Source organism: Ignavibacteriales bacterium, assembly GCA_020635255.1.
Classification (GTDB): domain Bacteria; phylum Bacteroidota; class Ignavibacteria; order Tepidaquicellales; family Tepidaquicellaceae; genus JAEYVS01.
The window spans coordinates 189,111-215,238 of sequence record JACKAC010000001.1 but is presented as its reverse complement, the minus strand read 5'-3'; the positions used below and the strand labels follow the sequence as shown (position 1 = coordinate 215,238).

23 protein-coding genes are annotated in these 26,128 nt (G+C 40.5%); 2 read left to right on the top strand and 21 right to left on the bottom strand.

Annotation, left to right across the window (positions count from 1 at the left end; all coding sequences use genetic code 11):
• Nucleotides 1-9: 9 nt before the first annotated feature.
• Nucleotides 10-1,440 carry a 16S rRNA (cytosine(967)-C(5))-methyltransferase RsmB gene (gene rsmB / locus H6614_00950; GenBank protein MCB9242222.1) on the bottom strand — a complete coding sequence of 477 codons (1,431 nt, stop codon included), beginning with the start codon at nucleotides 1,438-1,440 and terminating at the stop codon, nucleotides 10-12.
• A 97-nt stretch (nucleotides 1,441-1,537) separates the two neighbouring features.
• Between rsmB and H6614_00945 the strand changes: the two genes are divergently transcribed.
• Nucleotides 1,538-2,323, top strand: a complete 786-nt coding sequence (locus H6614_00945) for a hypothetical protein (GenBank protein ID MCB9242221.1) — start codon at nucleotides 1,538-1,540, stop codon at nucleotides 2,321-2,323.
• Here H6614_00945 and H6614_00940 read toward each other — a convergent pair.
• A complete protein-coding gene (locus H6614_00940) occupies nucleotides 2,308-4,317 on the bottom strand; it encodes a DEAD/DEAH box helicase (GenBank protein ID MCB9242220.1) in 2,010 nt (669 codons plus the stop codon). The two genes, H6614_00945 and H6614_00940, sit on opposite strands and share 16 nt — an antisense overlap.
• A gap of 103 nt (nucleotides 4,318-4,420) precedes the next feature.
• Between H6614_00940 and H6614_00935 the strand changes: the two genes are divergently transcribed.
• On the top strand, nucleotides 4,421-4,957 hold the full coding sequence (locus tag H6614_00935) for an RNA methyltransferase (GenBank protein MCB9242219.1): 537 nt from the start codon (nucleotides 4,421-4,423) through the stop codon (nucleotides 4,955-4,957).
• Between the two features lie 75 nt (nucleotides 4,958-5,032).
• On the opposite strand, the gene H6614_00930 is transcribed toward H6614_00935, so the two are convergent.
• The 19 genes from H6614_00930 to H6614_00840 all read right to left on the bottom strand — a co-directional run bounded on the left by H6614_00930 (nucleotide 5,033) and on the right by H6614_00840 (nucleotide 26,127).
• On the bottom strand, nucleotides 5,033-5,455 hold the full coding sequence (locus H6614_00930; protein ID MCB9242218.1) for a hypothetical protein: 423 nt from the start codon (nucleotides 5,453-5,455) through the stop codon (nucleotides 5,033-5,035).
• A 252-nt stretch (nucleotides 5,456-5,707) separates the two neighbouring features.
• Nucleotides 5,708-7,543 carry a T9SS type A sorting domain-containing protein gene (locus tag H6614_00925; GenBank protein MCB9242217.1) on the bottom strand — a complete coding sequence of 612 codons (1,836 nt, stop codon included), beginning with the start codon at nucleotides 7,541-7,543 and terminating at the stop codon, nucleotides 5,708-5,710.
• Between the two features lie 398 nt (nucleotides 7,544-7,941).
• The gene (locus H6614_00920; GenBank protein ID MCB9242216.1) at nucleotides 7,942-9,768 is read right to left on the bottom strand and encodes a T9SS type A sorting domain-containing protein; all 1,827 of its coding nucleotides are present in this window, start codon (nucleotides 9,766-9,768) and stop codon (nucleotides 7,942-7,944) included.
• Between the two features lie 397 nt (nucleotides 9,769-10,165).
• Nucleotides 10,166-12,070: a T9SS type A sorting domain-containing protein gene (locus tag H6614_00915; protein ID MCB9242215.1), complete on the bottom strand. Its 1,905-nt coding sequence runs from the start codon at nucleotides 12,068-12,070 to the stop codon at nucleotides 10,166-10,168.
• A gap of 317 nt (nucleotides 12,071-12,387) precedes the next feature.
• Nucleotides 12,388-13,356, bottom strand: coding sequence for a polyprenyl synthetase family protein (locus H6614_00910; GenBank protein ID MCB9242214.1), 969 nt, complete (start codon nucleotides 13,354-13,356; stop codon nucleotides 12,388-12,390).
• Between the two features lie 3 nt (nucleotides 13,357-13,359).
• Nucleotides 13,360-14,109 (bottom strand): twin-arginine translocase subunit TatC, encoded by a 750-nt coding sequence (gene tatC, locus H6614_00905; GenBank protein ID MCB9242213.1) that lies wholly within the window; start codon nucleotides 14,107-14,109, stop codon nucleotides 13,360-13,362.
• A gap of 64 nt (nucleotides 14,110-14,173) precedes the next feature.
• Nucleotides 14,174-15,475, bottom strand: coding sequence for a serine hydroxymethyltransferase (locus tag H6614_00900; GenBank protein MCB9242212.1), 1,302 nt, complete (start codon nucleotides 15,473-15,475; stop codon nucleotides 14,174-14,176).
• Nucleotides 15,476-15,544: 69 nt separating this feature from the next.
• The gene (rpiB, locus tag H6614_00895; protein ID MCB9242211.1) at nucleotides 15,545-15,985 is read right to left on the bottom strand and encodes a ribose 5-phosphate isomerase B; all 441 of its coding nucleotides are present in this window, start codon (nucleotides 15,983-15,985) and stop codon (nucleotides 15,545-15,547) included.
• A gap of 10 nt (nucleotides 15,986-15,995) precedes the next feature.
• The gene (locus H6614_00890; protein MCB9242210.1) at nucleotides 15,996-17,267 is read right to left on the bottom strand and encodes a hypothetical protein; all 1,272 of its coding nucleotides are present in this window, start codon (nucleotides 17,265-17,267) and stop codon (nucleotides 15,996-15,998) included.
• A gap of 1 nt (nucleotide 17,268) precedes the next feature.
• Nucleotides 17,269-18,438: a DNRLRE domain-containing protein gene (locus H6614_00885; GenBank protein MCB9242209.1), complete on the bottom strand. Its 1,170-nt coding sequence runs from the start codon at nucleotides 18,436-18,438 to the stop codon at nucleotides 17,269-17,271.
• 62 nt (nucleotides 18,439-18,500) lie between these two features.
• Nucleotides 18,501-19,088: an HAD family hydrolase gene (locus H6614_00880; GenBank protein MCB9242208.1), complete on the bottom strand. Its 588-nt coding sequence runs from the start codon at nucleotides 19,086-19,088 to the stop codon at nucleotides 18,501-18,503.
• Nucleotides 19,089-19,116: 28 nt separating this feature from the next.
• Nucleotides 19,117-20,586 carry a glycogen synthase GlgA gene (glgA, locus tag H6614_00875; protein MCB9242207.1) on the bottom strand — a complete coding sequence of 490 codons (1,470 nt, stop codon included), beginning with the start codon at nucleotides 20,584-20,586 and terminating at the stop codon, nucleotides 19,117-19,119.
• 103 nt (nucleotides 20,587-20,689) lie between these two features.
• Nucleotides 20,690-21,613, bottom strand: a complete 924-nt coding sequence (locus H6614_00870; protein ID MCB9242206.1) for a ketopantoate reductase family protein — start codon at nucleotides 21,611-21,613, stop codon at nucleotides 20,690-20,692.
• A 2-nt stretch (nucleotides 21,614-21,615) separates the two neighbouring features.
• Nucleotides 21,616-22,305 (bottom strand): NAD-dependent deacylase, encoded by a 690-nt coding sequence (locus H6614_00865; protein MCB9242205.1) that lies wholly within the window; start codon nucleotides 22,303-22,305, stop codon nucleotides 21,616-21,618.
• Nucleotides 22,306-22,689, bottom strand: a complete 384-nt coding sequence (locus H6614_00860; GenBank protein ID MCB9242204.1) for a DUF302 domain-containing protein — start codon at nucleotides 22,687-22,689, stop codon at nucleotides 22,306-22,308.
• A 76-nt stretch (nucleotides 22,690-22,765) separates the two neighbouring features.
• On the bottom strand, nucleotides 22,766-24,112 hold the full coding sequence (locus H6614_00855) for a hypothetical protein (protein ID MCB9242203.1): 1,347 nt from the start codon (nucleotides 24,110-24,112) through the stop codon (nucleotides 22,766-22,768).
• Between the two features lie 9 nt (nucleotides 24,113-24,121).
• Nucleotides 24,122-25,042: a protoheme IX farnesyltransferase gene (locus tag H6614_00850; protein MCB9242202.1), complete on the bottom strand. Its 921-nt coding sequence runs from the start codon at nucleotides 25,040-25,042 to the stop codon at nucleotides 24,122-24,124.
• A 3-nt stretch (nucleotides 25,043-25,045) separates the two neighbouring features.
• Entirely contained in the window at nucleotides 25,046-25,768 is a 723-nt protein-coding gene (gene coxB / locus H6614_00845; protein ID MCB9242201.1) for a cytochrome c oxidase subunit II, read from the bottom strand.
• A complete protein-coding gene (locus H6614_00840; protein ID MCB9242200.1) occupies nucleotides 25,765-26,127 on the bottom strand; it encodes a cytochrome C oxidase subunit IV family protein in 363 nt (120 codons plus the stop codon). Before H6614_00840 ends, coxB begins: the two co-directional genes overlap by 4 nt.
• Nucleotide 26,128 lies beyond the last annotated feature (1 nt).

Below are 26,128 nucleotides of genomic sequence, written 5' to 3'. Positions count from 1 at the left end.
AAACTCTTCTTATGAAGTTTTTATTAATCTTGCTCCAAATGCTCCGTCAATTCCGTGGATGTGCGGAAAGGTCTCAATAAATCCCTGCTCATTAACAACATTCTCAGGTACATAATTTTTAGCATTATCGATCTTAAATTCAGGATGATTTTCCAGAAAAGCATTTACAATGTCGGCATTTTCTTCATTCTCCGTGGTACAGGTGCTATAAACGAGCACTCCACCCGGCTTTAAGTATTTTACTGTGTTTTCCAGTATCTCAGCCTGGAGGATCTGAAGTTTTTTAATATCTTCGAGTTCCCTCTTCCATTTTATATCAGGCTTTTTGGATAATACACCAAGCCCGGAACACGGAACATCAAGGAGTATCTTATCAAATTTCCCAACCATCTCCTCGCTTAACTCAGGACTCTGTGAATCATTTATGTCATCATGCAGAGTTTTAGTATTCTCAATGCCCAGCCTTTTAAGATTTTCGTTCATAGTCTCCACCCTGGAAAGATATTTATCCACAGCAAGAATATTGCCCTTATTATTCATGAGCTCAGCCATCTGCGAAGTCTTCCCACCGGGAGCGGCACACGCATCAAGTATATAGTCGTTTTCCCCTGGGCTAAGAAGACGCGCCATAAAACCAGCGCTTACATCCTGCACAGAGAAGTAGCCTTTTTTGAAGAATTCATCAGCATATATCTTTGACATTATCTTTATGCTAAAGTAACCGTCGAGATGCTCCGATACTCTGTAGTTAATCTTCCTGGATTTCAGATGCTCAGCGAGTTCATCCGGCGTTATCATCAGAGAATTCGCACGCAGGCTCAGGAACGGACGCCTGTTATTGGCTTCACAAAGCTTCTCGGCATCGTCGAATCCAAACCTGTTTATCCAGCGCCTCACCATCCAGTTAGGATGTGACTGTATAATTCCAAGGTAATTCACCTCATCTATCTCTCTGGTCGGCCATACGAGACTGTCCAGAGTCCTGATTATGGTTCTTAACAGCCCGTTTACAACCGCGGCATGTTTATCACCGTGAATTTTTTTTATGAATTCGACCGCCTCATTTACAGCGGCAGAATATGGGATCTTATTCAGGAATAGTATCTGGTAAAGCGCTACTCTCAGGGCATTTTTGACCTCAGGAAGGGTCTTTTCGTATTGGCCTCTGTAAAATCCATTAAGGAACCAGTCGAGACGTCTTTTCCAGCGAATAACACCATGAGCCATCTCATTCAAAAGCGATTTATCGAAGTCATTGAGCACATTCTTCTTTATTTCGGCATCTATGAGCTTATCCAGATAGGAATCTGTCCTTTCACAGCGGCAGAGTATTTTAACAGTACATGACCTTGCGTCAGAAAAAAGCGTTTTATAATTGGTATCGGGCTTTTTGCTTACCGGCTCTTTAATATTTTCCTTTAAATTCTCTTTATTTTCCATAAACTTAAGTTAGTCATTTACATTTAGATAAAAAATGACATTTAAAGTGCAAAACTTATATAAATGCCTTCCTGTTCTATTTAAAAAAAGGAATACGATGATAAAGACAGCTATTTTATGGGTGACGCTTATATTCCTAAGTAAACCGCTATTTGCGGATACTACGGAAGTCATTATTATAGGAACGGTGCATTACGAAACAGATAATTTCACCCCGGATTCACTGTACAACATATTTACCAAAATCACACCAAACGTAATCTTACTGGAATCGGACGCCTCGTATCTGACGGAGGATTTTAAGCTGAGACCCGGCTATGAAGACATTGCGAATGAGACGAAAGCGGTAACGAAATACCTGATGAATAGCAATCCCCTGCTCAGGCCATACGATCTCGAAAACCGGGATCAATTCCTTTTCAGCACTAACAGGCGAAGAACGGAGCGGGCATTTTTTGATGATCTTTCGGACCTATATGACGAAGGGAAACTAACGCCAGATGCGATCCAGCTAACAGATGATCTAATCACTAACATGAGCGACGCGCAATCAATGACGCTGAGCACTCCGTTTAACATCAACAGAGACGAGAACAGGGAAATAATCGAAAAGATAAATTACTACGATTTTGAAGCAGTAAGCAAGATAATAGAAATGACACCCGCACTCTCCTCATACGGAAACTACTGGAAAGAAGTAAATGACTTCTGGCTGATGAGAAATGACGCTATGATCGAGAATATAAAAAACTATGTTAAGGATTTTTCAGGAAGCAGGATAGTAGTACTATGCGGTTTCGCACACAAGCCCTACCTTTTAGAAGGACTGAGCAGTCTCTCCGAGAACGGTGACATTGTAATAAAGAACTACTGGGAAAACTGATCCGGATAGATAATTTCGCATTCATCGATCGAATTCAAAAAGTATTTACCGTAAAATTTAGATAGTATGCGGGAGTCAAGTATCACGACGATCCCCCTGTCCTCTTTGCTTCTAATAAGCCTGCCAATCCCCTGCCGGAATTTTAGTATAGCCTCGGGCAATGAGTATTCCATGAAGCTATTACCACCCCGAGAATCAATGAACTCCATTTTTGCTTTAATAACAGGATGATCAGGAACCTGGAATGGGAGCTTAGTGATGATGAGATTGCTTAGGGCTTCCCCCGGCACGTCCACACCAAGCCAGAAGCTGTCCAGCCCGAATAGAACGGAATCGATGTTATTCTTGAATTCGTCGAGCAGATGCCGGCGCGACATTCCTTCACCCTGTATTAGTATATCCATTCCATCACCATTCAGCCTCTCGCGAATGGTATCGGCGGTTTTGCGCATGAGGTAGGAGTTAGTAAAAAGTACGAGGGCTTTACCGCCAGTGAGATTTATATAGTGCTCGATATTGTCTGTGAGCGCCTGCTGGTAGAGTTCATTGTTTTCTTTGGACGGGGCGGGGATATTTCGCGGGATGTACATTTTGACCTGGGACGCGAAATCGAACTGCGACGGGAGCTTTAGTTCGCGGGCGATCTCTCCGCCGAAGCGCTTTTTGAAATAGATGAACCTATTGTCTATGGTGAGCGTGGCGCTCGTAAAGACAGCGGTATGGTCCGCGCGGAAGATATTCTCGCGAAAAAAGTCGGACAGGTCTATCGGGGAGGAGCAGATGGAAATATTCGCGTCGGGTCGCTGGGACGCGATCTCCACCCAGTAGACGAATTCGTCCTTCCGTTCCTCGTTTTTGCGCATCTCGATGAAATCGGCTATAAGGTAGCGGAACTGGCTGAACCTAAGTATATACTCGTTGAGTTCATTTTCCATCCATTCGTCCCTGCAATTCTGGCGGAGTTTTCGCAGGGAGTCAAGCAGATGTGTAAGTTCTCCGTCGAGGATGTTTTCCGTGACGTGAGGCTCGTAAACACGCTCAGCGAGGCGCTCCATCCTGCCTCCGGACATGTGAAAGAGCTTTTCTTTTAAGCCGGAGAAGAAGTCCTGGTTTAGCTCGAGAAGATTGTGAATTATGGGAAAAATGTGCAGGGAAGGAAAGGCGAGCAAGAATCCCTTGCGTTTCTTTTCGTTGTATAGTTTTAGCAAATTGTATCTCAGCATCTCACGGGTAAGCCTCGGATAAAGGTGATCCGCAGCAATAGCTTCAAGTGTGTGCGCTTCATCGAAGATCAGAAAATCATTCTTATATAGATAGCCTTCCGAATTTTCATCAAGTATGCCGTCGAACAGTGTAAAGAACAGGTGATGGTTTACGATTATGACGTCCGAATCGGCGAGCTCCAATTTCGCTTTTTGGAAAAAACATTCTGTGTCTTTAACACCGCATGTCTTTGTACTGCAAACTCCCCTTTCGGCACAGACATCGCTCCACACATTCTCTAATATCGGAAAAGCAATATCTGACCGGGTACCATCATTCGTTTGATTTACCCATAGATTGAGGCGGTCGAGGAATATCTGTTCATCACTTTCAAAAAGTGTATTCGATGAGTCGTTAGCCCGACGCAGTCTTTTGGGACAGATGTAGTTAGCCTTTCCCTTCATAAGGCTGGCTTTAAACTCCACGGGCATAACCTCATGGAGGAATGGAATATCTTTATATATGAGCTGTTCCTGGAGATTTATTGTATGGGTTGAAATGACCGCCTTACGCTGGTATTTTTTGGCAAACAGGATCGCTGGAACGAGGTAAGCAAAACTTTTGCCGACGCCGGTTGGCGCCTCAACAAAGATATGGTTCTTATTCTCAAGTGAGTCAAGTATTGCAAGCGCCATATCCTCTTGAGACTTTCGGTATTCATAATTCTCAAACTTCTGCGAAAGGATACCGCCTTCTTTAAAAAAATTAATAACCTCTTCTCTAAGATCCATGCCCTGAAAATACTTAATAAAGCAATTCAATTAACTATAAAAATTTATGGCATTAGGTCATAATGAACTGATATTCTTATATATAAAGCTTAATTTTGAACCTATGAGAAAACTTTCCCATCCTGAAATAAAAGCCGAGCGTAAGGACATAGAAAAGATCCATGAGTATAATCGGAATCCAATATACGTCCTTTGTGATAATATAAGAAGCATTTTTAACGTAGGATCAGTATTCAGGACATCCGACGGCGCGTTTATAGAAAAGGTATATCTATGCGGATATACCCCATATCCTCCGAGAAAGGAGATAGAAAAAGTGGCACTTGGGGCAACAAACAGCGTTCCCTGGGAATATCATAAAGACGCAATTGAAGTAGTGAAGGATCTCAAAAAGAAGGGTATAAAGATAGCGGTACTGGAGATAACCACAGAGAAGAATTATTACTGGAATCTGACCAAGGCTGACTTCCCTATTTGCTTGATAATAGGAAACGAAATAAGCGGTGTATCGAAAGAATTGATAGATGAGGCTGACATCTCATTCGAAATACCCATGATGGGGATGAAACAGTCTCTGAACGTATCTGTAGCGTACGGTATTGCGGTATATGAAATGATGAGGAAGTTAAATTTTGAATAAAAAAACCCCGCATGGAGCCGGGGTTTACGGGGTATCTCAGTAGATTAACTCAACCTTCTACTACACTCATAGATCTTATACGATCATTACTTCAGCGTTATTGACGGGATTATACTTAATGTTTATTTTGTCTCCAACTCTTGGAACTGCAACTTTAGAAACCAGCACTTCTGCCGTAGTTTCGAATGGTGTTCCATATGAAGGCTGTACAGCAAGTTTAAGCCTTACTATCGGGTCATAATTGACAAGCTTACCTGTATCTTCGATAGAAAGCACATCAGCCGTTGCAGGAACTCCTGTCATGCTAAGATTAGTATTACCGCCCATTGCATTTTTTGCTGTCTGCAGTGATTGATTTGTTTGGTCAACAAAATCCTTACCCATAAAGGTTTTTGTAAGAAAACCAGTTACTCCCGAATTAATGGTTTTATCTGCTTGATCAATTGCTTTGTTCGGATCTTTTCTTGCTTCCTCAAATTTCTTTTTATTGAAAAACATTTTTGATTCTCCTTTTGATTTAGAATTAGCTTAAAATTTAATTAACCAAAATTAACCCAATCTACTACGCCAAACAAATAAATCTTTTGGGGAATATTTTGCATAATTGTTGTTTTTAAGACCAGAAAATCTTTAAAAAGTTTATTTTTAAGCTAAAAACGGACTTTTCTATAGGAAACAATATTCGTATTGTAGGAAATAAAAAGCCCGGATAAAATTCGTCCGGGCTTTTGAAAATAAAGAAGGATTAAATTATTTCACCAACATCATCTTTTTAATATCCGTGAACTCACTTGTTATGAGTTTGTAGAAATAAACACCCGATGACAGCTTAGTACCGTTAAAGTCAATATTATATGAACCAGGTGTCAATTGCTGATTTACCAGAGTTGCAACTTCCTTACCAAGCATATCATAAACAACGAGCTTCACGTTAGTGCTCTTTGGAACGCTAAAGTTTATGCTTGTCGATGGATTGAATGGATTAGGATAGTTCTGGTTCAGTGAGTAATTGTCCGCAACGTTATTAACAGGTGTTATGCTTGTGGGCAGATTTTCACCATTATAGAATGCATCGGTACCGAAGCCACCAAATCCGTAAATTGCAACACCGCTTCTTTTTACGGAATAGTCGCTATTATGGTAAACCGCGCATACAGGGAAAGCCGTTCCAGTTGCAGTATTGCTCATTACATCATAATCCGTCGAGCCAAGGCTTCCGCTTTGTCCTCTTCTTACATTAATGGAGTCACCGCTTCCTTTTCTCCAGATCGCACAGAAATAACCTGTAGTCTGGTTAGTATCCGAAGCACACCATGTGTAAGAACAGGAAACGCTATTTGTCTGATCCAATGTAAAGTCCAGACCCCACGAGCTTCCTCCGTTAGCTGAATTAAGATATTTGGCAACATCGTCTTTTATCACCGTTATCATCATTCTATGGGTAATAGTCTGTGCTGTTTGCTGAACGTTCAGTACAGGTTTTTCATAAAATACGCCTGAACCTCCGGAAGTAAGGAAGTCCGTGTTTGTTGCGGCTGTAGGAACAAACGGTGTCTTTATTAGCCTAATCTCATTAAAGCCTGTAAATCTTCTCTCAACTGCAATGAAGACAGAATCAGAAGTAGTTCCAACAAACTGAGCAAAAGGGTAAAAATCATCATTACCGCCGAGGAATGATACTTCAGTATGCGAAGTGCCCCAGTTAGTTGTTCTCAGGTAATGGAATGAAATAAGATCATCGTTTGCATTATTATACTCACCGGCTACAACGCCTTGATATGTAGCAGTAGAGAAATACTGACCATCACTAAATGCCGAACAATAGTTGAACTCATTTCCTGAGGCAGGTGTAGAGATAGTCTGTATTATGTAATCCGGTGATGATGCATTTGGTTTTAAAGAAACAAACGCAAGAACAGCTCCGTCGTTAGTTGTAGCAGATGCTCTAGTATAATAACAAATGATCCTCAAAGAATCGTTATCTGAGGCCGATCTGCGGTCACATACCATGGAAATAGAAGAAATGTATCCCGTGGTCTGTAAACCACCCACCAGTGTCCATGAGCCACCACTGTTTGAGGAGCGGTAAAATCTTATAAACCTGTTTGGACTTTCATCAGTACAAAAGGCAACATATAGATTTCCGTCTTCAGCCATAACCATATCCATAGTTCTCGGACTATTGTTTTGACCGGTGAAGGTTCTCAGTGTAACATCTGTTCCAAGCCAGTCACCGTTGAAAGGCGGATTGCTTCCGTCAGAATAAACCGGTTGATCTTCATTTACATAATCACCGGAATTAACGACTTTAATACCGTCTCTGTACTGATCATTAACTATACCTTCGAGTCTCTGAACCTCATCGTAATCATCATTTTGTTTTGCAGTTTCGATCTGGTCCAGTAAAGACTGTGGAATATTCCTTTCAACCTTAACGCTATTTTCGCGAGCCAGTTCTTCAGAATGGGCATTCTTTTTCATATCCGAAAGAATAATGCTATTCTGATTCATATCCGACTGCGGAAAAGCATTTTGTGAAAGGAAAAAAGAAAAAAGTAGTAAGATAACAAATGGAAAGGTTTTCATTTTAAATTCCTCCTTTTTATTTTAAATGATTGAACTCTCTCTTGGGTCAACAATATTTGGTCGCACATACCAAATAAAGTTTAATGTCAAAAGAATTATTGAATTCTAATTAAAGCTACAAAGTTTTAAACGCTTGTACAAATAAAATTTTTTATAAAAATTAACCAGAATCGGCAATTTTTATAGTGCGTTAGTTCAAATTTTTACGTTACAACCCTGAAATCGATAAAAAACTTCGGAAAATAATTCTAATTTGTAAAAAATTAAAATTATTTTGGGAGATAATTAATTATGGGAGATAGTTAAAAATAGGTAAATCTATACTAAAAACCAAATAAAATTAACGTAAATCCGGGATGGAATTTTCATCCATCCCGGATTAAACAATAGCTAAAGTACTATTTTACCAAAGTCATTTTCTTAATATCTGTAAAGTCATTCGTTATCAGTTTGTAGAAATATACACCTGATGCAAGCGATGTTCCTTTAAAATCAACTGTATAGTTTCCAATAGTCAGATTCTCGTTCACAAGTGTAGCTACTTCTTTTCCAAGCAAATCGTACACGACTAGTCTAACATTTCCACTTTTGGGAATACTGAAATTTATCGAAGTAGAGGGGTTGAACGGATTCGGATAGTTCTGGCTAAGTTGATATCCGTTTACGATCCCATTGTTATTAGTTATACCTGTTGTAAGATTTTCCTGATCAAAGTATACATTGCTTGTGTAATTTGAGACTATTCCCGTATAAGAAAATGCGGAATACCTTGTTCCACCGTCATTATAGACAGCTACTACAGGTGAATTAAAGTTAGAAGATCTGAACTCATTTAGCTTGTATTCTCTTGTTCCAAGACTACCACCTGTTGTTCCTCTTCTGATCACAATTGTATCGCCATTGCCCATCTGATAGCAAGCGATTATGTTGCCCGGTCCCGACTGGCTTGTATCTGAAGAAATAAATGTGAAGTCCGGAACGATCTCACCTGATAATCCAAGAGATGAATTTGTTGTCCACGTCGATCCGCCGTTTTCACTCCTGTGATAAATTGCCTGGTTATTTAGAAGCGCGGAAACGAATATGATCCTGCTATTATTAAAGGCTGACGCGGATTGAACTATTGTGATACATGGATTTGTATATGGTCCTCCAGTTGTTGGGACTGAATATCTATGAAGTGTAGCAGTATTGCTCCACGGAGTTGCAAGAATTCTTGTTATACTCGGTGAAGCCGGAAACCTTCTTTCGACAGCAATATATACACTATCTGTCGAAGTGGATGAATTTCTTTTGAAAGCCGCAGAAGGAACATAGTCACCCCATGAAGGATAACTATCAGTTAGTGAGGTAACTGTGTATGTTGCTCCCCAGTCGTCTGTTCTGGCTTTTCTGAGACTGATACAGGTATCGCCGGAATTACTATACTCTCCTGCTACTACCCCAATCCAGGTACTGGTAGTCCAGTACCAGCCGTCACTATATGCAGTAGGATACCACATTCTACGGCCTGATGACGGTGCAATTGCTGTAACACCGCCCATTGCGGCAGTACCGTTAGACCTGTAGGAAACCCAGTTAATTGTTGCGTCATTAAAGTTGGTTCCATCTGTTGAACGTGAATAAAACACATGAACCCTGGCTGAATCGGGAGAAGTACCTCTCACGTTAACTGTCATCGCTAATTGTCCAAAATACGCTGTCGTGCTTGTGACAGAACCTACAGCCTGCCATGTCAAGCCGCCGTTTTGAGAGTAAGCAATGTTAATCCTTCCGTTAGTTCCCGTAACAGGTCTTACAATGTATGCAACATAAAGGTTGCCATCTTCACCCATTACCATTGCAATTCTTCTTCCACCGGTATTTGTCTGTCCGATGTCTCCTGAATAAATAAGAATATCAGAACTCAACCAGTCAGGAGTATTGTATGGAACTCCGTATGAAATAAGCTGGTCGGCATCATTTAGATCAGGAATTGTTTTTAAATGACTGGTTTTGGAATTAATGAGGTTTCTTAAACGCATTTCCTCGGAAGTATTTCCGGACTCGATAGCTTGTTTAAGCTGATCGTCCCATTCAACCGGATACAGTGATTCGGAGGTTTGAGGGGTGAAATAACTGCCCTCAGTAGGTAGTCCCTGGTTATTGCTTCCATTATCGTCTTGCGCATTGGACAAGATCGGAATGAGCAATAGAAACAAAGTAAGTAAAAAGAATCTTTTCATTTGAAGTTCTCCTTAACGTTTTATAATTTTTTTTTGATATGTCTTTTAAGATCGCATATCTCCAATAGAAATACTCAGAGGATTCATTAGTGCGGAAATCTCATAAGTATTACATCACTCAAATTAAGCAGTAGATTATTACTTCTCAAATAAATTTATTTGAAGTTATTTTAAAATCTTTAGCCTTAAAATGGTTAAAATACAGTAAAAACGTTAATTATGAAATAAAAACAAGCTTTTGGTAAGGAAATTTTGATTGGAATGTAATGAAAATCGTCTTGTTAGGGATAAACTATTGTAAATTAAACACTTAAATGTGAGAGCCCTCGGAAATCTATTAATTTAAAGTAATCCGGGATGAATTCTCATCCCGGGTTAAGATATAACTTAAATCACTTTATTTTATCAGGGTCATTTTCTTGACATCTGTAAAGTCACTCGTAATCAGTTTATAGAAATATACACCTGATGATAATCCTGTGGCATTGAAATCAACGAGGTAAGTACCTGCCGTCCTCTTATCATTTATTAAAGTGGCTACTTCCTTACCAAGCACGTCGTAAACAACGAGTTTTACCAGGCCGTCTTTAGGAATTTCAAAGCGGATGCTCGTGCTGGGATTGAAAGGGTTAGGATAGTTTTGTGATAGACTATACTTTACTGGGATCTGGTTATTATGAACGCTAGTAACCGAGCCTGAACATCCTGTGCCTGCATACATGTCATAGGGTCCCGTATCAGGATAGATCGCAAAACAACTATCGCCGCTTGCATATCTAAAGCCCGGCTGAGGAAATACAGTACCGCTCAGTGTCGTAAGACCACCCTGGTTCATATTAATGTTGTCAGGATCCCATGCTCCTGTGAGGCCATTTAATCTTGTGTAAGCCAGAGAATCGGGCGACGAATCTACTCTTAGGCAAAAGTAGTGCGCGTCACCGTTTCTTACACCCACAATAAACGGCGCGAATGCATTTGATATCGAACCTCTTGGAAGCAATATGCTTTCTCCGGTTATATTATTAAAGTTACCGTAATTTGTAGTTCTGAAATATTTTACACCCCATAGAGATCCTGATACAAACTGCCTGAATAAACAAACTACTGAACCATTGCCGCTACTGTTTGTTGACAGATTTGCATATTGTTTATGTAGTGTGGGTTCACTGCCACCAATGGGTCCACCAGCAGTTTGAGGTACAGGCGCACCAATACTACATTTTGCAAAGAAGATTTTTGTACTGTCCCTCATATTGGAGTAAGAAACAATAATACTATCACTTCCATTTCTGAAGTACGCAATATCCGAGTGAAGATCCCTTTGGTTACCATCACTGGGTGAAGTACTCCAGTAAAATCCAGGTCCGTAATAGCTGAAAGTAGGTGCTGATGTTACATACGGGTCTAAAACGCGCGCATATTTTTGTGAATTTCTTCTATTTGGAGCTGATGTTACAGAATCGTAAGACGCAATGATATAAAGATATGCATTTGTTCCATATTGCGCATTATCCGATGTTAGTCTCGGTCTGTAATACCTGTTATTAGCACTTGTTCCAGGCCAGTTCATCGAGAAGACCGTTCCACCAAAAGGAGTTGGTCTGATAATCATACCACCACAAAGCCAGTCTCCGTTCGCATTTACTCTGTAGCCAAATGTTACCCATACAAAAGCGGAGTCGCCATTCGCAACTACTTCCATATCCATTTGATCATAGTTGATCCTATTGGTTCCACCAAGAGAAGCAAGAGCTCTTAATGACCAGTGAATACCATTGTCAGTAGAAGAGTAAAGCCTGAGAGAGTCCGGATTGCCGGTCGTTCTGAAAGCAATGCAAGCCCATAGCCTACCTGCGTTATTGCTGTTTTGCTCGGTAAATGTAACCATACCGGAAACCAGGTTAGTACCTGTATTGATTATCTCGGTTCTACCGAGGTCTTGCTGGAATGGAGGCTGGTTATCACGGGGCGCCTCGACAACCGCACCCGGAATGGGTGAAGTCTGAACTGTCGCATTGATACCATTAATATTATCCAGTTGTTTTTGCAGCTGGATTACTTCCTGTTTTGTACCGTTTCCTGTTCTTTTAATTTCAAGAATACGGTTTTCAATTGCTAATTCTTGTGCAGTAACTGTCCTCTGAGGACTCATAGTTGTCAGCTCACCTGACACCTGTGTGTTGTTTCCCGTCCAGTCAGTTTGATTCTGCCATGAACCTGTTTCTGTCTGAGAGAAAGCCGTACCGCAAAAAATTATGCTTACCATTACAAGTAATGATAAAAGCGTTGGCACTCTTTTCATTTGAAGTTCTCCTTAACGTTTATAATTTTTTCTGATATGTCTTTTAAAATCACATATCTTTAGTGGAAATACCCAAGGGATTTTTTTGTACGGAAATCCCTCAAGTACTACTTATTCAATTTAAGAAGAAGATTATTACTTCTCAAATAAATTTATTCGAAGTTATTGTAAATTATTCAGCACCCAAATTTATTAAAACACAGTAAAAGTGGTGATTACAGAGTAAAAACAAGCCTTTGGGATGGAAAATTTGTTTGGAATGTAACAAAAACGGTCAATTAGGATTAAATATCTCTAAACTAAGTACTTAATGGGAGTTAAAACTCGCGTTTTTCGACGAATTCTACAAGCATTTTTAAAGATCTCTTTACATCGTTTTCCGGGAAAGTACAGATAGATTCGAGCGCGTGAGTAGAATATTCTTTGATCTTTTGACAGGTATAATCTATCCCGCCATACTCAGAAACAAAATCATATACCTTTTCAAAAGCTTTAGATGATCTTCCTTTAATAAGTTTGATAATGTCTTTCGACTTATTGCCGGGAGCTCTCTCGAGGGAAATTATAAGAGGGAGAGTAAACTTTTTTTCTTTGACATCATTGCCGGGAGATTTTCCCAATAATTTTTTGCGACCTATGTAATCCAGCAAATCATCTCTGAGCTGGAATGCGATCCCAAGGTTTTCACCAAAATCCGACAATCTCTTTATCTTATCGGGATCATCTGTGGTACTTACCGCGCCAAGTTTACAGCATGTTTTTATGAGTGAAGCAGTTTTATCGGAGATAACTTTGAAATATGTTTCTTCCGTAGAATCAAAATTCCTTGCCTTCTGGATCTGTAATAGTTCCCCTTCACTCATTCTTCTCACTGCTTCAGATGTAGCATGCAGAAATTCAAACTCTTTTCCCTCCAGAGCTATCAGTAAGCCTTTGGAAAGAAGAAAATCCCCTATTAGTACTGCCGCCTTGTTTTTCCAGACAGCATTTATAGATGCAAAGCCCCTTCGCTCTTTTGCTTCATCAACGACATCATCATGGATAAGTGTCGCGGTGTGAAGAAGCTCAACCATATTCGCGGCGATATATGTCCTGTCGGTTATGTCACCGCATAATTTAGCTGAAAGAAGCACCAGCGTAGGACGAACCTGCTTCCCTTTTTGTTTATGAATGTATTTGGTGATCATGTCGATCAGGGCGACCTTAGACTTCAACTCTTCAGCAAACCTTACCTGAAATTCACCCAGCTCAACTTTTATGGGGGCTGTAATCTCTTTTAAATTCAAACTCTATTGATTTGTTTGTACAGAATCTTCATTTGTAACAAGACTCTCCCTTTTCTTTTGAGAGACTTTGCAAATATAAATACTTATCTCATATAGTATAAATAACGGTACTGCAAGCATTATCTGGCTGACAATATCAGGAGAAGGTGTCATAATTCCTGCTATTATCAAAATAGCGACAATAGCGTGCTTCCTGTACTTCCTCATAAATTCAGGTTTCAATATACCTACTTTAGAGAGGAAATATGATACCATTGGCAGTTCAAAAACCGCCCCTGCTAAAAGGCATACAGACATCACAAACTGTATATATTCATTCGCATCTATCTGGTTTACTATAATATCTGTACCAAATGTAGCGAAAAAGTTAAGCGCTGTGGGCAAGAGAACAAAATACGCGAATACGAGCCCGATCAGAAAGCAAAGTGACGTAAAAAACACTATACCGGATATATACTTGCGTTCCCTGGGCATAAGTGCAGGCTCGATGAACTTCCAGAACTGGTAAATTATATTTGGAATGCTCGCTATAATACCACCAATAATAATTACCTGCATATATAGAGTAAACTGCCCGTAAGGTTTGAGGTTTATAATGGTCAGGGGGGGTTCTGTATGCTTTGCGGGAGCAAATATTACGTACTTCATTATATCATCAATAAAAATACCAACTATTATAGCACCAATGACTATGCCAATAACCGATTTTATGATCCTCCACCTTAGCTCCTCCAGGTGGTCGAGAAACCCCATCTCATCATTATCAGCCTGATCTTCCTGATCTCTTATTTCCTTGTCTTCTTCCAACTACCAAAATCTATTTGGTTTCATAATTAAACAGATCAAATCTCGACGTAAGGTCTTTTACTTCAGCCGACACTTCCTCTTTTACTTTTTCATCTTCATGAGCAAATATTACCCTATTTATCATTCCTGCTATCTGTTCCATCTCGGACTCTCTCATTCCTCTCGTCGTAAGAGCCGGTGTTCCGAGCCTGATACCACTTGTAATAAGCGGACTCTTATCGTCAAATGGAACGGCATTTTTATTACATGTTATGCCTACCTCATCGAGCGCTTCCTCAGCTTGTTTTCCCGATAATCCTTTATTCCGGAGATCAATAAGCATCAGATGGTTATCGGTACCGCCCGATATTATATGAAAGTCATGTTCCTTTAATTTAGCCGCGAGTGATTGCGCATTACTTATAATTTGCTTTGCATAATCAAGGAAGCCGTCGTTTAGAACCTCCTTAAACGCAACAGCTTTTGCGGCGATAACATGCATCAGAGGACCGCCCTGTACTCCCGGCATCACCGTAGAATTCAGGATCTCACTCATCATTTTTGTTCTTCCCGATTTCGGAGCGACAATACCGAATGGATTTTCAAAATCCTTACCCATTAATATTATACCCCCGCGCGGACCGCGTAGAGTCTTATGGGTTGTACTTGCAACGACATGGCAGTACGGTACGGGATCGTTGAGCAGTTTTTTCGCGATCAATCCGGCAGGATGTGCGATATCCGCAAAAAGGAATGCTCCTACCTTATCTGCTATCTCTCTAAACTTGCTATAATCTATATTCCTCGAATAAGCGCTGGCTCCAACAGTTATCATTTTAGGCTTCTCGCGCATTGCGGCATCCATTACCATGTCATAGTCCAGCATCTCGGTATCGGGATTAATGCCGTATTGAGTAAAATTATACAGCTTACCGGAAAAATTAACCGGCGATCCGTGAGTAAGGTGCCCTCCATGGGAAAGGTCCATTCCCATTACCTTATCACCCGGCTTTAAAAACGTGAAGTAAACAGCCATATTAGCCTGACTGCCCGAGTGCGGTTGAACGTTGGCATATTCCGCGCCAAATATCTGCTTAGCTCTATCTATGGCGAGGTTTTCTGCGATATCCACGTATTCGCATCCGCCGTAATATCTTTTACCCGGGTAACCCTCCGCGTATTTATTGGTAAGTACGGATCCCTGCGCTTCCATTACCGCATCCGAAACAAAATTTTCGGAAGCTATCATTTCAAGCTTTTCAGCCTGCCTTTTCTTTTCTCCGTCAATTGCGGAATTAAGCTCTGAATCGAATGTCTTTAGATCAATATTCATGGTTTAGATTGATTTATAAGCAGGATATTTAAAAGACAAGGAATATAGAAAATGAACAGACATGTTGGGTTAACGACCGGTAAGTGTGTGGATTTTATCAACTCTCCTCTGATGTCTGCCTCCCTCAAAGTCCGTGCTGATAAACTTCTGAACATTCTTTAATGCAGTATCGAGGTCTATCAGGTCCGCTCCAAGCGAGATCACGTTCGCGTTATTATGTCTGCGTGACATTTCAGCCATTTTTTCGTTGACGGCGTTTACCGACCTGGCTCCGGTCACTTTATTTGCCACAATGTCCACTCCTATCCCGCTTCCGCATACCAACACACCATAATCCACATTTCCTTTGCCTACTTCCTGCGCGACCTTTGTAGCATAATCAGGGTAATCAACGCTCTCATCGCTATCAGTGCCCAGGTCTTCGACTTCGACACCTTCGGACTCCAGCATCTCCTTGATGGCTTTCTTATAATTTACTCCTCTGTGATCTGAACCGATTGCTATCTTCATTGCTGTATTATTAAAAATCGTCGTTTGGTCTGAGGAACCAGATCTCTCCGAAATTTACACCCAGATATACATTGAACAGTTCATCCTTTATTAAGCCGTTGCCTTCTTTTCCGCGTATGGAGTAGCTAAGGTTCAGGTCGATCGAATTAAGCTCGGAAATAGGGATACCGAAGCCCAGTCTAAAGCCAAGTGTGTTTATATTCTCGGAGTTTATAGTGTAATACGCCTGGTCATAAAACGCGCCAGCCCTATAGGTCAATTTCTGAAAAAAGCTTTTATCACGGTCCGGGGATGGCAATAGCTCTAACCCCGCACTGTACCTGGAAGAGTTTACAAAATTAGACGGGGTCATGCCGAAATATGTATAATCGCTCCATTGCTGGAAATATGCATCAGCGGCTACATTCACCCTGTCACCAAATCTATTGGAAATACCGAAACCATATGCTGCGGGGATTTTCACCACACCGGTCTGTACAATATTAGAATCAGTATTGATGCTGGATTGTATTATTGACTCTTCATTTGCAGAAAGGTCTATACCCATCTGGTAAACAAATCCAAATTTAAGGAAACGAAGATTCTTGCTTTTCTTATTTACAAGATTTTCCAGAGAGAATAACATTCCGCCCTTTACAAATGATTTACTGAGATCTGTTTCTGTCCTTGAAAAATAATCAAACAATGCTGTGTTTTCAAAATCGATCGTTCTCTGCGATATAATATTACCGAAAGCGTAATTGTATTCAGCGCCTATGCTCAGGCTTTTAAACAGCGTATATGTCATTCCGATATTTATCCTTGTCAAACCGCCTTCGCCGCTGAATGTATTCGTATAATTCTCGCCTTCGGATACCCCTGTTCCTATTATCTGGTATCCGATCGAACTCATTGGGTTGATACCGAGATTCACAACCCAGCCTTGATCTTTGCTAATAGGAATACCAATATTAAGCCCGTTTATATTTCCTTCGTTTACTTTTGTAGTAAGTACGCCGTCGGTTGACTTTAAGTATCCGTAGTCCGCCGACAGAGAAAACTTTGTAAATTCGAGCTTAGAATTAGCGGCAGGATTTAGATTATTTATGTAGTCCCCGGTTAATCCTATACCGAGGACACCCATACCGTAGGTACGTGAGCTGGTATTGTATCTTAGATCCCCAATTCCAAAGATCGTATAAGGGGATCCGCCATCGAATTCGTCATTTTCATTCTGCGCGAATGAGGAATTCCCGGCTAACAACATCATAATGGTCAATATCAATAATCCTGTTGTTTTCATCTCAGTTTCTAAGTGTATATCTAATTCTTAATCTAGGTACAACCGAAGTGTCCGCATAATTCGGACCGAAGAAAGAGAAAATGTCCATTGTGCCTGTCTCCGATACATTTCTCAGAGCCAGACCATAATTCGGAGCTATTCCCGAATTCCAATTCTGCATAATGACGATAAACCGGATAGAGTAAACGTTTCCTACCCTATTTAACGTTATGAATCCCAGAGAATCAGTTTTTGTCGACGTATCCGTCACCATTGCCGCTACAAGTCTTTGGTCGGAGTATTGTGTGATATATGAATTTGCCGTATCCAGTGTCAGTGTAAGGAGCGCGTCGTTTATCACGACGTTATTAGGAAGTTTCGAAAGATCGAAATTCATTATGCTCCTGAATGCCACTCCTGACTGAAGGAATATCCTGTCGGATTGTATCACAGAATTCGGCGCGTCCGATACGAACATACCATCCGATTCTTTAAGTGTAAGCGTGTCTGTCTGTGAATTTTTGGTGACGATAATCTCGAGCGCCGGGTAAAGATTTTCATCTCCTGACTGCGAAGTAAAGAATCCTTTGATAGTTGTTCCGCCATTAGGTATCATTATCACTCCCCTGTTTTTCACAGAATAGTTAGTATCAGCGGCAAATTCGAGCCAGTCTTTTGCAAGCTGGTTATTCAGAGTGATCGTAATTACCGATGAGTCCGTCGGGTTTCCGGAGAAACTTCCCTGTATTGTATTGTCTATATCAGCAGACGAGATCGAGTCGTATGTTATTGTTGGAAAGTTCAACGGGCTCTTTAACCTGAACACATCGAATGAAACCGTACCCATCGAATCCTGATAAAAATAATTCGTATATTTCAGTTTTATCTTTGCAGAGACAACAGTCGCGCTGTCATAATTTGTAGGCAGGTTGTTGAATTTTAACAGTGACCTTGCCTGATAATTCTGATACTGACCGACTAGCATCTGCGATGAAATATAAGTGTTAATGTATTGCTTAAAGTCATTTACTGAAATGGTGAGCGAGTCGGTTTTGGAATCGAGGAGCTTAGTTCCCAATGTGTCGTCCGGTGAAATGTAATTTTGTCCAAGGTCGGATGTCACCTCTTCGCATGAATAGAATATCAGCGCGGACAATAATACCCAAACAAATAAATATCCTGTTTTCTTCAAATTGCTAGTCTTTAATCTTAAATTCTGAATCTACTGTACAAATATAGTTATCCTAAATCAATTTAAAATTTACTTATTTTTCTATCCAAATTTTCTATATAAACAGATGCATCGTCCAGATCTTCAGCGAAATAATTAATTGTTATTCCCTCATTAATACATTCTTTTCGGGTTTTAGTTCCGTACCCGGTTTTTACTAATATCTTCGTTAATCCCGCATTTTCAGCACTTTTCATATCAACAAGTGAATCACCTACTAAAAAAGACTCTTTTACGTCAATATCATACTTTTTTACAGCTTTGTCTATCATACCTGTCCCGGGCTTTCTGTCCTCGCTGTGTTTCGAATATTCAGGCACTACACCATCAACATGATACGGGCTGTAAAAATAATCGTCAATCAAAGGTTTACCGTCTATGTTAAGAACTCTATCGATATCTTTATGAATTTCAGCCAGATCTTCTTCGGAAAGATATCCCCTGGCTATCCCGGATTGATTTGTTATAACCAGATTCAGAAAGCCGAGATCTTTTAAACGCGTCAGCGCTTCCTTTACTCCGGGAAAAATAACCAGTTCTTCTTTACTTGTAAGGTAATTTACATCCTCGTTGATTGTGCCATCTCTGTCTAAAAATACCGCCTTATTCATATCGTTATACGTAACTCTAATGGGGTAGTTACTTTGCGAGCTTGCTGTAAAGATTCATATACTTCTTAGCAGATACCTTCCATGAAAAATCAAGAGCCATACCGTTCCTCATTATCTTATACCATTTATTTTTATCTTTGAATACCTCTATTGCAGTTTTAACTGCTTTGAGGAGTTCATTGGAATCATATTTTTCGAATAAAAATCCGTTACCGTCCGGTTTTTTATAATCTGTAACCGTATCCGAAAGGCCGCCTGTATCTCTTACTATTGGTACTGTACCATAAGTCAGACTGTACATCTGATTAAGACCGCACGGCTCGTACTTAGATGGCATTATGAACATATCACACCCTGCTTCTATGTGGTGAGCAAGGTCTTCATCAAATCCGAGGTGCACAATAAGTTTCTTTGCGTATTTCTTTTTAGCATTCTTCAGAAATTTGTGATACTTCTCATCACCTGTTCCGAGTATTACAAGCTGAATATCTTCCTTCATCAGGGCAGGAAGTATCTTTTCCATTAGATCAAAACCCTTCTGGTCGACAAGTCTTGTAATCATGCCGATAAGGGGAACGTCTTCACTGTACTCGAATTTATACTTGTTGAGCAGTTCCCTTTTATTCTCATACTTAAGCGGAATCTCCTGATATGTATATCTGTATGTAATGACCTTATCGTAACTTGGATTCCAAACCGAATGATCGATTCCGTTCAATATTCCAACGAGGTCAGACTTACGGCTATCCAAAATCTTTTCCATTCCACAGCTGTAGTCTTTATCGGTTCTGATTTCCTCAGCATACTTCTGGCTAACGGTCGTTATCTTGTCTGCATAGGCTAAACCTGTTTTAAGAAAACTAAACTTTCCGTCGTGAGTTGCTTTTTCCAGCACTTCTTCCGGCAGTCCTGTCTTTTTAAAAGAGGTCTTGGGGAAATTTCCCTGGTAAGCCAGGTTGTGTATAGTGAAAACGGTTTTGATATCTTTAATGTGTGGATTGTCTTTGTACAGAGTCTTAATATAGGCAGGGATAAGTCCGGTTTGCCAATCATTGCAGTGAATCACATCCGGTTTCCACTGAAGTATCTCAAGCACATCCAGCACAGCTTTGCAAAAGAATGTAAAACGCTCGTCATTATTCGGGAAATCCTTCTTTGTCCGGATATTCTGATAAACACCCTTATTTTTGAAAAAATCCTGATTCTCTAATAGATATACCTGTGCTTTTGTATTCTTGCCATGGATAAATGATGACTTAATATTAAATTTACACGACTTGCCATCTACATCAACGCCAATATCTTTTAGACGCTTAATCTCATGAATCTGCAGTCTTCTCTCGTCGAGAGGACCATATTTTGGGGTAATAATTCTTACTTCATTACCTAATGAGTTTAAAGCCTGGGGGAGGGAATTTGAAACATCTGCGAGACCACCCGTTTTGGAATAAGGATAAACTTCACTGGAAACAAACAGAACATTAAATCCTTTTGCCATCTAATAAATTAAATTTTATTAATTTATGCATAATCATTTTGATTAGCAATGTATTAAGCGGTGCAAATACTCACCTTAATTCATACTTTTCAATAGGATAAACTCAGCTATCGATAGCTTTTAATAGTGAATATAGTACGGTATTTATTGGAACAGAAACTTTCTTTTTAGACGCAAATCTTAATATATCGCCTGTAAATGTCTCATATTCAAGGGTTTTGCCCTTTTCTCTATCCTGAAGTGTGGATGGCTTAAAAGGCCCTGTCTTAATAACCCTGTCTATGACACTTAATTCATCCTTTGGAGTCAATTTAACACCATAACCCTTTGCTACACTGGCTAATTCTTTGTACAGATCCCTCACAAATGCTTCTGACGTTTTATTCGAAAAAAGGCTATCCGTATTCTTTCCGATAATCATGCATAAAACATTATAAATGCAATTCCACATATATTTCACCCAGATATCGTGAACAATGTCTTCGGCAATGCGGGTTTTTATGTTACAGGAAGTAAAAATATTGTGAAAGCGGTCTATTACTTTTGAGCTGATGCCGGGACTTTCACCGATAATGATTATTCCGTTGGATGAATGCTTAATGATCCCATTTGCCAGCATCTCCGATCCAACATAGCAAAACCCCCTGATCACCCTTTTTCTGCCGAACGCCTTTACAAGCTTTTCGTAATTCATCAGCCCGTTTTGAAGGCTTAGAAAATATGTGTCCTTATCGACGACCTTTTTTAATTTCGCGATAGCATCATCAGTGTCATAGGATTTCATGGCTAATATCACGAGTTCGGGTATAAACTTTGCATTGGAAGGTGATTTATGAGCCTTTACCTTTTTGATATGGAAATCCCCGTCTACACTCTTTACTTTTAATCCCTTTGCGTTTAAGTGAGTGTAGTTGCTTCTCGCTATGAACCTCACATCGTTCTCCGGGTTAAGCGCCAGCTTACCCCCGAAGAAGCCGCCCACTGCTCCGGTACCATAAACTAATATTTTGTTCTTTTTCTTTTCCATTATCAATTTGAGAGAAGTTTCCTGGCAAGCTCAGGCATTCCCAAACCCGCTTTTTCTTCAATGAAAATTAAGTTGTCATCAAAGTAGTACATGTCAGGCTTTACAGGGTCAATGATATATTTAATTATGGACGGTCGTGTGAATTCTATCAAACTTGCCGCCGGGTACACAACAAGAGATGTGCCTACTACAATGAAGATGTCTGCATCTTCCGAGATATGCGCCGCCACTTCAATCATGGGTACCATCTCTCCAAACCACACAACATGCGGTCTGAGCTGTGATCCTCTTTCACATTTATCCCCGGCTTTTATTTCACCATAGCCGATATCATATACCAATGTACTGTCGAGCGAACTTCTTGCCTTTGTTAGTTCACCGTGCAGGTGCACTACCTTTGTCGAGCCTGCTCTTTCATGCAGGTCATCTACATTCTGTGTAATAACGGTTACGTCGAATTTTTCTTCGAGTGAAGCGATCGCTTTATGAGCATCGTTGGGCTGTGCTGTTTTTAGCTGGTTACGCCTCTCATTATAAAATCTCAGCACAAGCTCCCTATTCATGTGCCATCCCTCGGGGGAAGCTACTTCCATAACATCGTACCCTTCCCATAATCCGCCGGCATCTCTGAAAGTGGAAAGACCGCTCTCCGCACTGACTCCCGCTCCTGTCAGGACAACTATTTTCTGCATCTAAACGTTTGCTATTACGTTGTCCAGTATACTTTTTACCTCACCCGCGACTTCAGCCAGCTTCTCATTACCTGTCACTGAAGACATTATCTCCGGGTTCATGACCGAAACATGTACATCGCCGTCTTTTTCATATACTATCACATTGCATGGAAGCAATAGTCCCAGCTCCTGCTCCATTTCCAGCGCTTTGTGAGCAAAATTTGGGTTACAAGCTCCAAGAATCATATATTTATCTGTATCTATACCAAGTTTATTTTTAAGCGTTTCCTTTATGTCTATGGTTGTGAGTATCCCGAAACCTTCCTTTTTGAGTTCTTCGGTTACTTTCTCTATGGTTTCATCGAAACCCAGTCCGCTTGACTTTGAAATTCCGTATTCCATTTTCTTTTCCTTTGCTATTAATAAAAAATGCAACCGCTGAGGTTGCATTTCAAAAATTGTAAACCTTATATAGTATTTACTTTCCGGCTTCCACCTGCTGAATCAACCATTGCGCCATCGCTGTAGCTTCTTTTTTGGTTAAGCCCTGGTTTGGCATTGGTGGAAATCCCGGATCTACCTTCACCGGGTTATAAATAAATTCGGCAAGCTGTTGGACATTGCCGTTATATTTAGGAACAGTCTGATTATAAGGAGGACCTACTACTTTCTGGTCGAACTTATGACAGGCGATACATTTCGTATTATATATCTCATCGGCATTAATGTCTGTGGTCGTCACCACTGCCGCAAGTTTCTTTTGATCTTCGGCATCGGCTTCCGCAGAGATCTTTACAATGTGATCATCTATTGCATTACCCAATACCATCTCATCGTTTATTGTCGAGAATGTTATCGCGAAGAACATTATTATGAATGCCGCGGATGCGTATTTAACCTCCGCGTTCCTTATTATTGCATAAAGCAGGTTCCCTACCAGGATAAGAAGTAGGAATGTAATTCCCGTGTAGAAGAATACATTGAAAGATAATGCTTCCTGTGGGTACATGAGGAACTTTAAGAACATACATAGTATAAGAGCAATAACCGAGAAGAATGATAAAAGCACGGAGAACTTCGTTGCGAACTTCTTATAAGCTTCATCCATGTCTTTGATACCGCCCTGCCAGATAAAGAAGAAGAACAGTATTGCTATACCTGCCACTGTGCCTGCCAGTGAAAGGAAGTAAAAGAAATGTATAGTACTTTCACCGTCGATGAAAAACTGCATTACATTAGTCATACTTGCCCAGTCTTCCGGCAGATAAGCCAGTGTCATGCCACCAATGAAGAAGAATAAGCCAAAGAATATCAGAATAAATGCGTACCTTCCGCTTTTCTCATTTGACTCGTCGAGAATGTCTTTGTATTCAACGATATCTTCCGGCAGATCTTTAGAGTGTGTGTATTCTTTTAATGATTCGATCACACTTTCTACCTGGAATGTCGTTTTAAACCTGTATAAAAGAGCAAAACCTATAGACATCAATATACACCCAAAGAACAACGTACCCGGTACGATCGAGTTAGAATCGTACATGAGCTGAACATAAACAAAAGCTATCGAGAACGCAGGCAATATTCCAAGTCCGAGTCCTACTCTTCTATTGACAGCCAGTTTATCCAGTATATCCTTTGCAAAACGGATATACATCGGATTATGCTTCTTCCTACCGATAATATTAAAGATAAACGATAAAGTTGAAGCGCCGAACACCATCGAAATAAACGGAATGAACACCAGCAGTGATATTATCAGGAAGAAGTTCATCAACTCCAGATGGTGCGTTGACGGCGGTATTGCTATTTGATCGAAAAAATTCATTCTTAAACTCTAGATTAGATTTATTAATTTATCTAATGACATCAGCGTTATAAATATCAGCGTATAAAAATTAATTCCTATGAACGACCTTATGATCTGTTTGTTATTTAGATCCGAACGGCTGAACCTGTACATGCTCGTCAAAAGCCATACGGATGCAACGCAAAGAAGTAAACCCGTTATAAAGTAATTTAACATTCCCCCGGCGAACAGAATAACGACCGGCACTACCGTCAATACCGACGTAAAGAAAACCATGTTGGCTATTCTCTCACGCGATAATGTAAGAACCGGGAATCCTGCTCCCTCGTACTCTTTACCGTACTTTAAAAGCAGCAACCAGAAGTGCGGTATCTGCCAGATGAAAAAGTACGCCGAAACGAGCAATATCTTTTCATCTAGAAGACTGCCTCCGGCGGCTACCCATCCTGCAACAGGAGGAAGAGCCCCCACGAGCGAACCGGGAATTATAGCCAGTGAAATTTTTCTCTTTAACGGAGTATAGACAAAATTATAAGACACGTAAGTCGCAAGTCCGACAGCAAGAGTCATCAGGTTAGCTCCCGCAACCAGAACCGCAGAACCTGTTACAAGAAGCAGGAGTGAAACTATCAGCGCAGTCCCTTCACTTACTCTTCCGGCGGGAATCGGTCTGTTCATGGTTCGAGCCATCAGCCTGTCGTAATGCCTCTCCTGGTAATGGTTCAATGCCGCGGCACTGCACGCAAGTATGAATATCCCCGCAACCGGGTAAATAAATTCTATCGTAAACGAATTAGTGGCAAGTATATATCCCAGCGCTGTAGTAAAAGCGACAAAGAGCGTTATCTTTATTTTGACAAGCTCCAGCATGTCCTGCACGAACGAATATGCTTCGCTTCGTGCTGAGGCATGACTATTAACGGCTGTATTTAGATATTTACTGCTCATCTGCTATTTCGTTGTATCTGTCTTTGATGTATCTGTACCGCTTTGAACTTTGGTCGTGTCGGTACTCATAGTCTTTGTTGTGTCGGTTGTCGTACCCGTCGAATCTGTTGTAGTCGTGGTCGTCGTCACGGGATTTGGTATATTATACCATGTATTAAATACATCATCAGGAAGCACGATAAGATGCGTCATCATAATAGAGTGATCCAGCCCGCAGTATTCCGCGCAGGTAATTACCAGCGTATCGAGACCCGTCGGCTGGAACCAAAGCCTGTTTTCCCTTCCGGGAATAGCATCTTCCTTTACCCTGTATGCCGGCACAAAAAAGCTGTGGTTAACATCGATCGAATAAAGGTTTATTCTTATAGGCTTGGAAAGCGGTACAAATAGAGTATCACTCTTCTTGCCGTTTTCATACTCAAAATTCCACTTCCACATCTGTCCTGTTACTTTCACCGGCATTGCATCCGGGGGTATATCCCTTATGTTTTCGAATCCTTTCCATCCATAAAAGAAAATTATTAAAACAAGTATTGTCGGGATGACAGTCCAAATTATCTCAAGCGGTGTATTACCGTGTATATTCTCAGACTTTTGATTTCTCTTTGCGCTGTACTTATATAGGAAATAAAACATTGCGACAACAATGATCATCAGGAACACAAAGCTTATCCCCAGTATAAGAAGCAACGTCATATCTGTTTCATGACCTATGTTTGGCCTCATAATAGTGGATTCCTATATATTAGATCTGTAAAAGTTAAAAGTATCATTGTAAGAAAAATTATAATACAAACCAAAATGAATATTCTGAATATGGTCGAGTCAAACTTTACGTGCATAAAATAATTCATCACAAGAGATGTTTTCGTCATAGCAATAATAATAGCAACAACAAGAGCCAGACTGCCGAGGTTTATACCGGCTATCGTCACCGTGATCGCAGTCAAGCCGATCAAAGCAAGCCAGATGAGCACAAATGTTCCGTACCCAACGTCATGACCCTCCTCATGCGCGTCTTCCGGTCCCTGCTCCTGCACACCTAAATTGTGCTGTACATCTCTCTCAAAAGTTTTTTCGTCCATC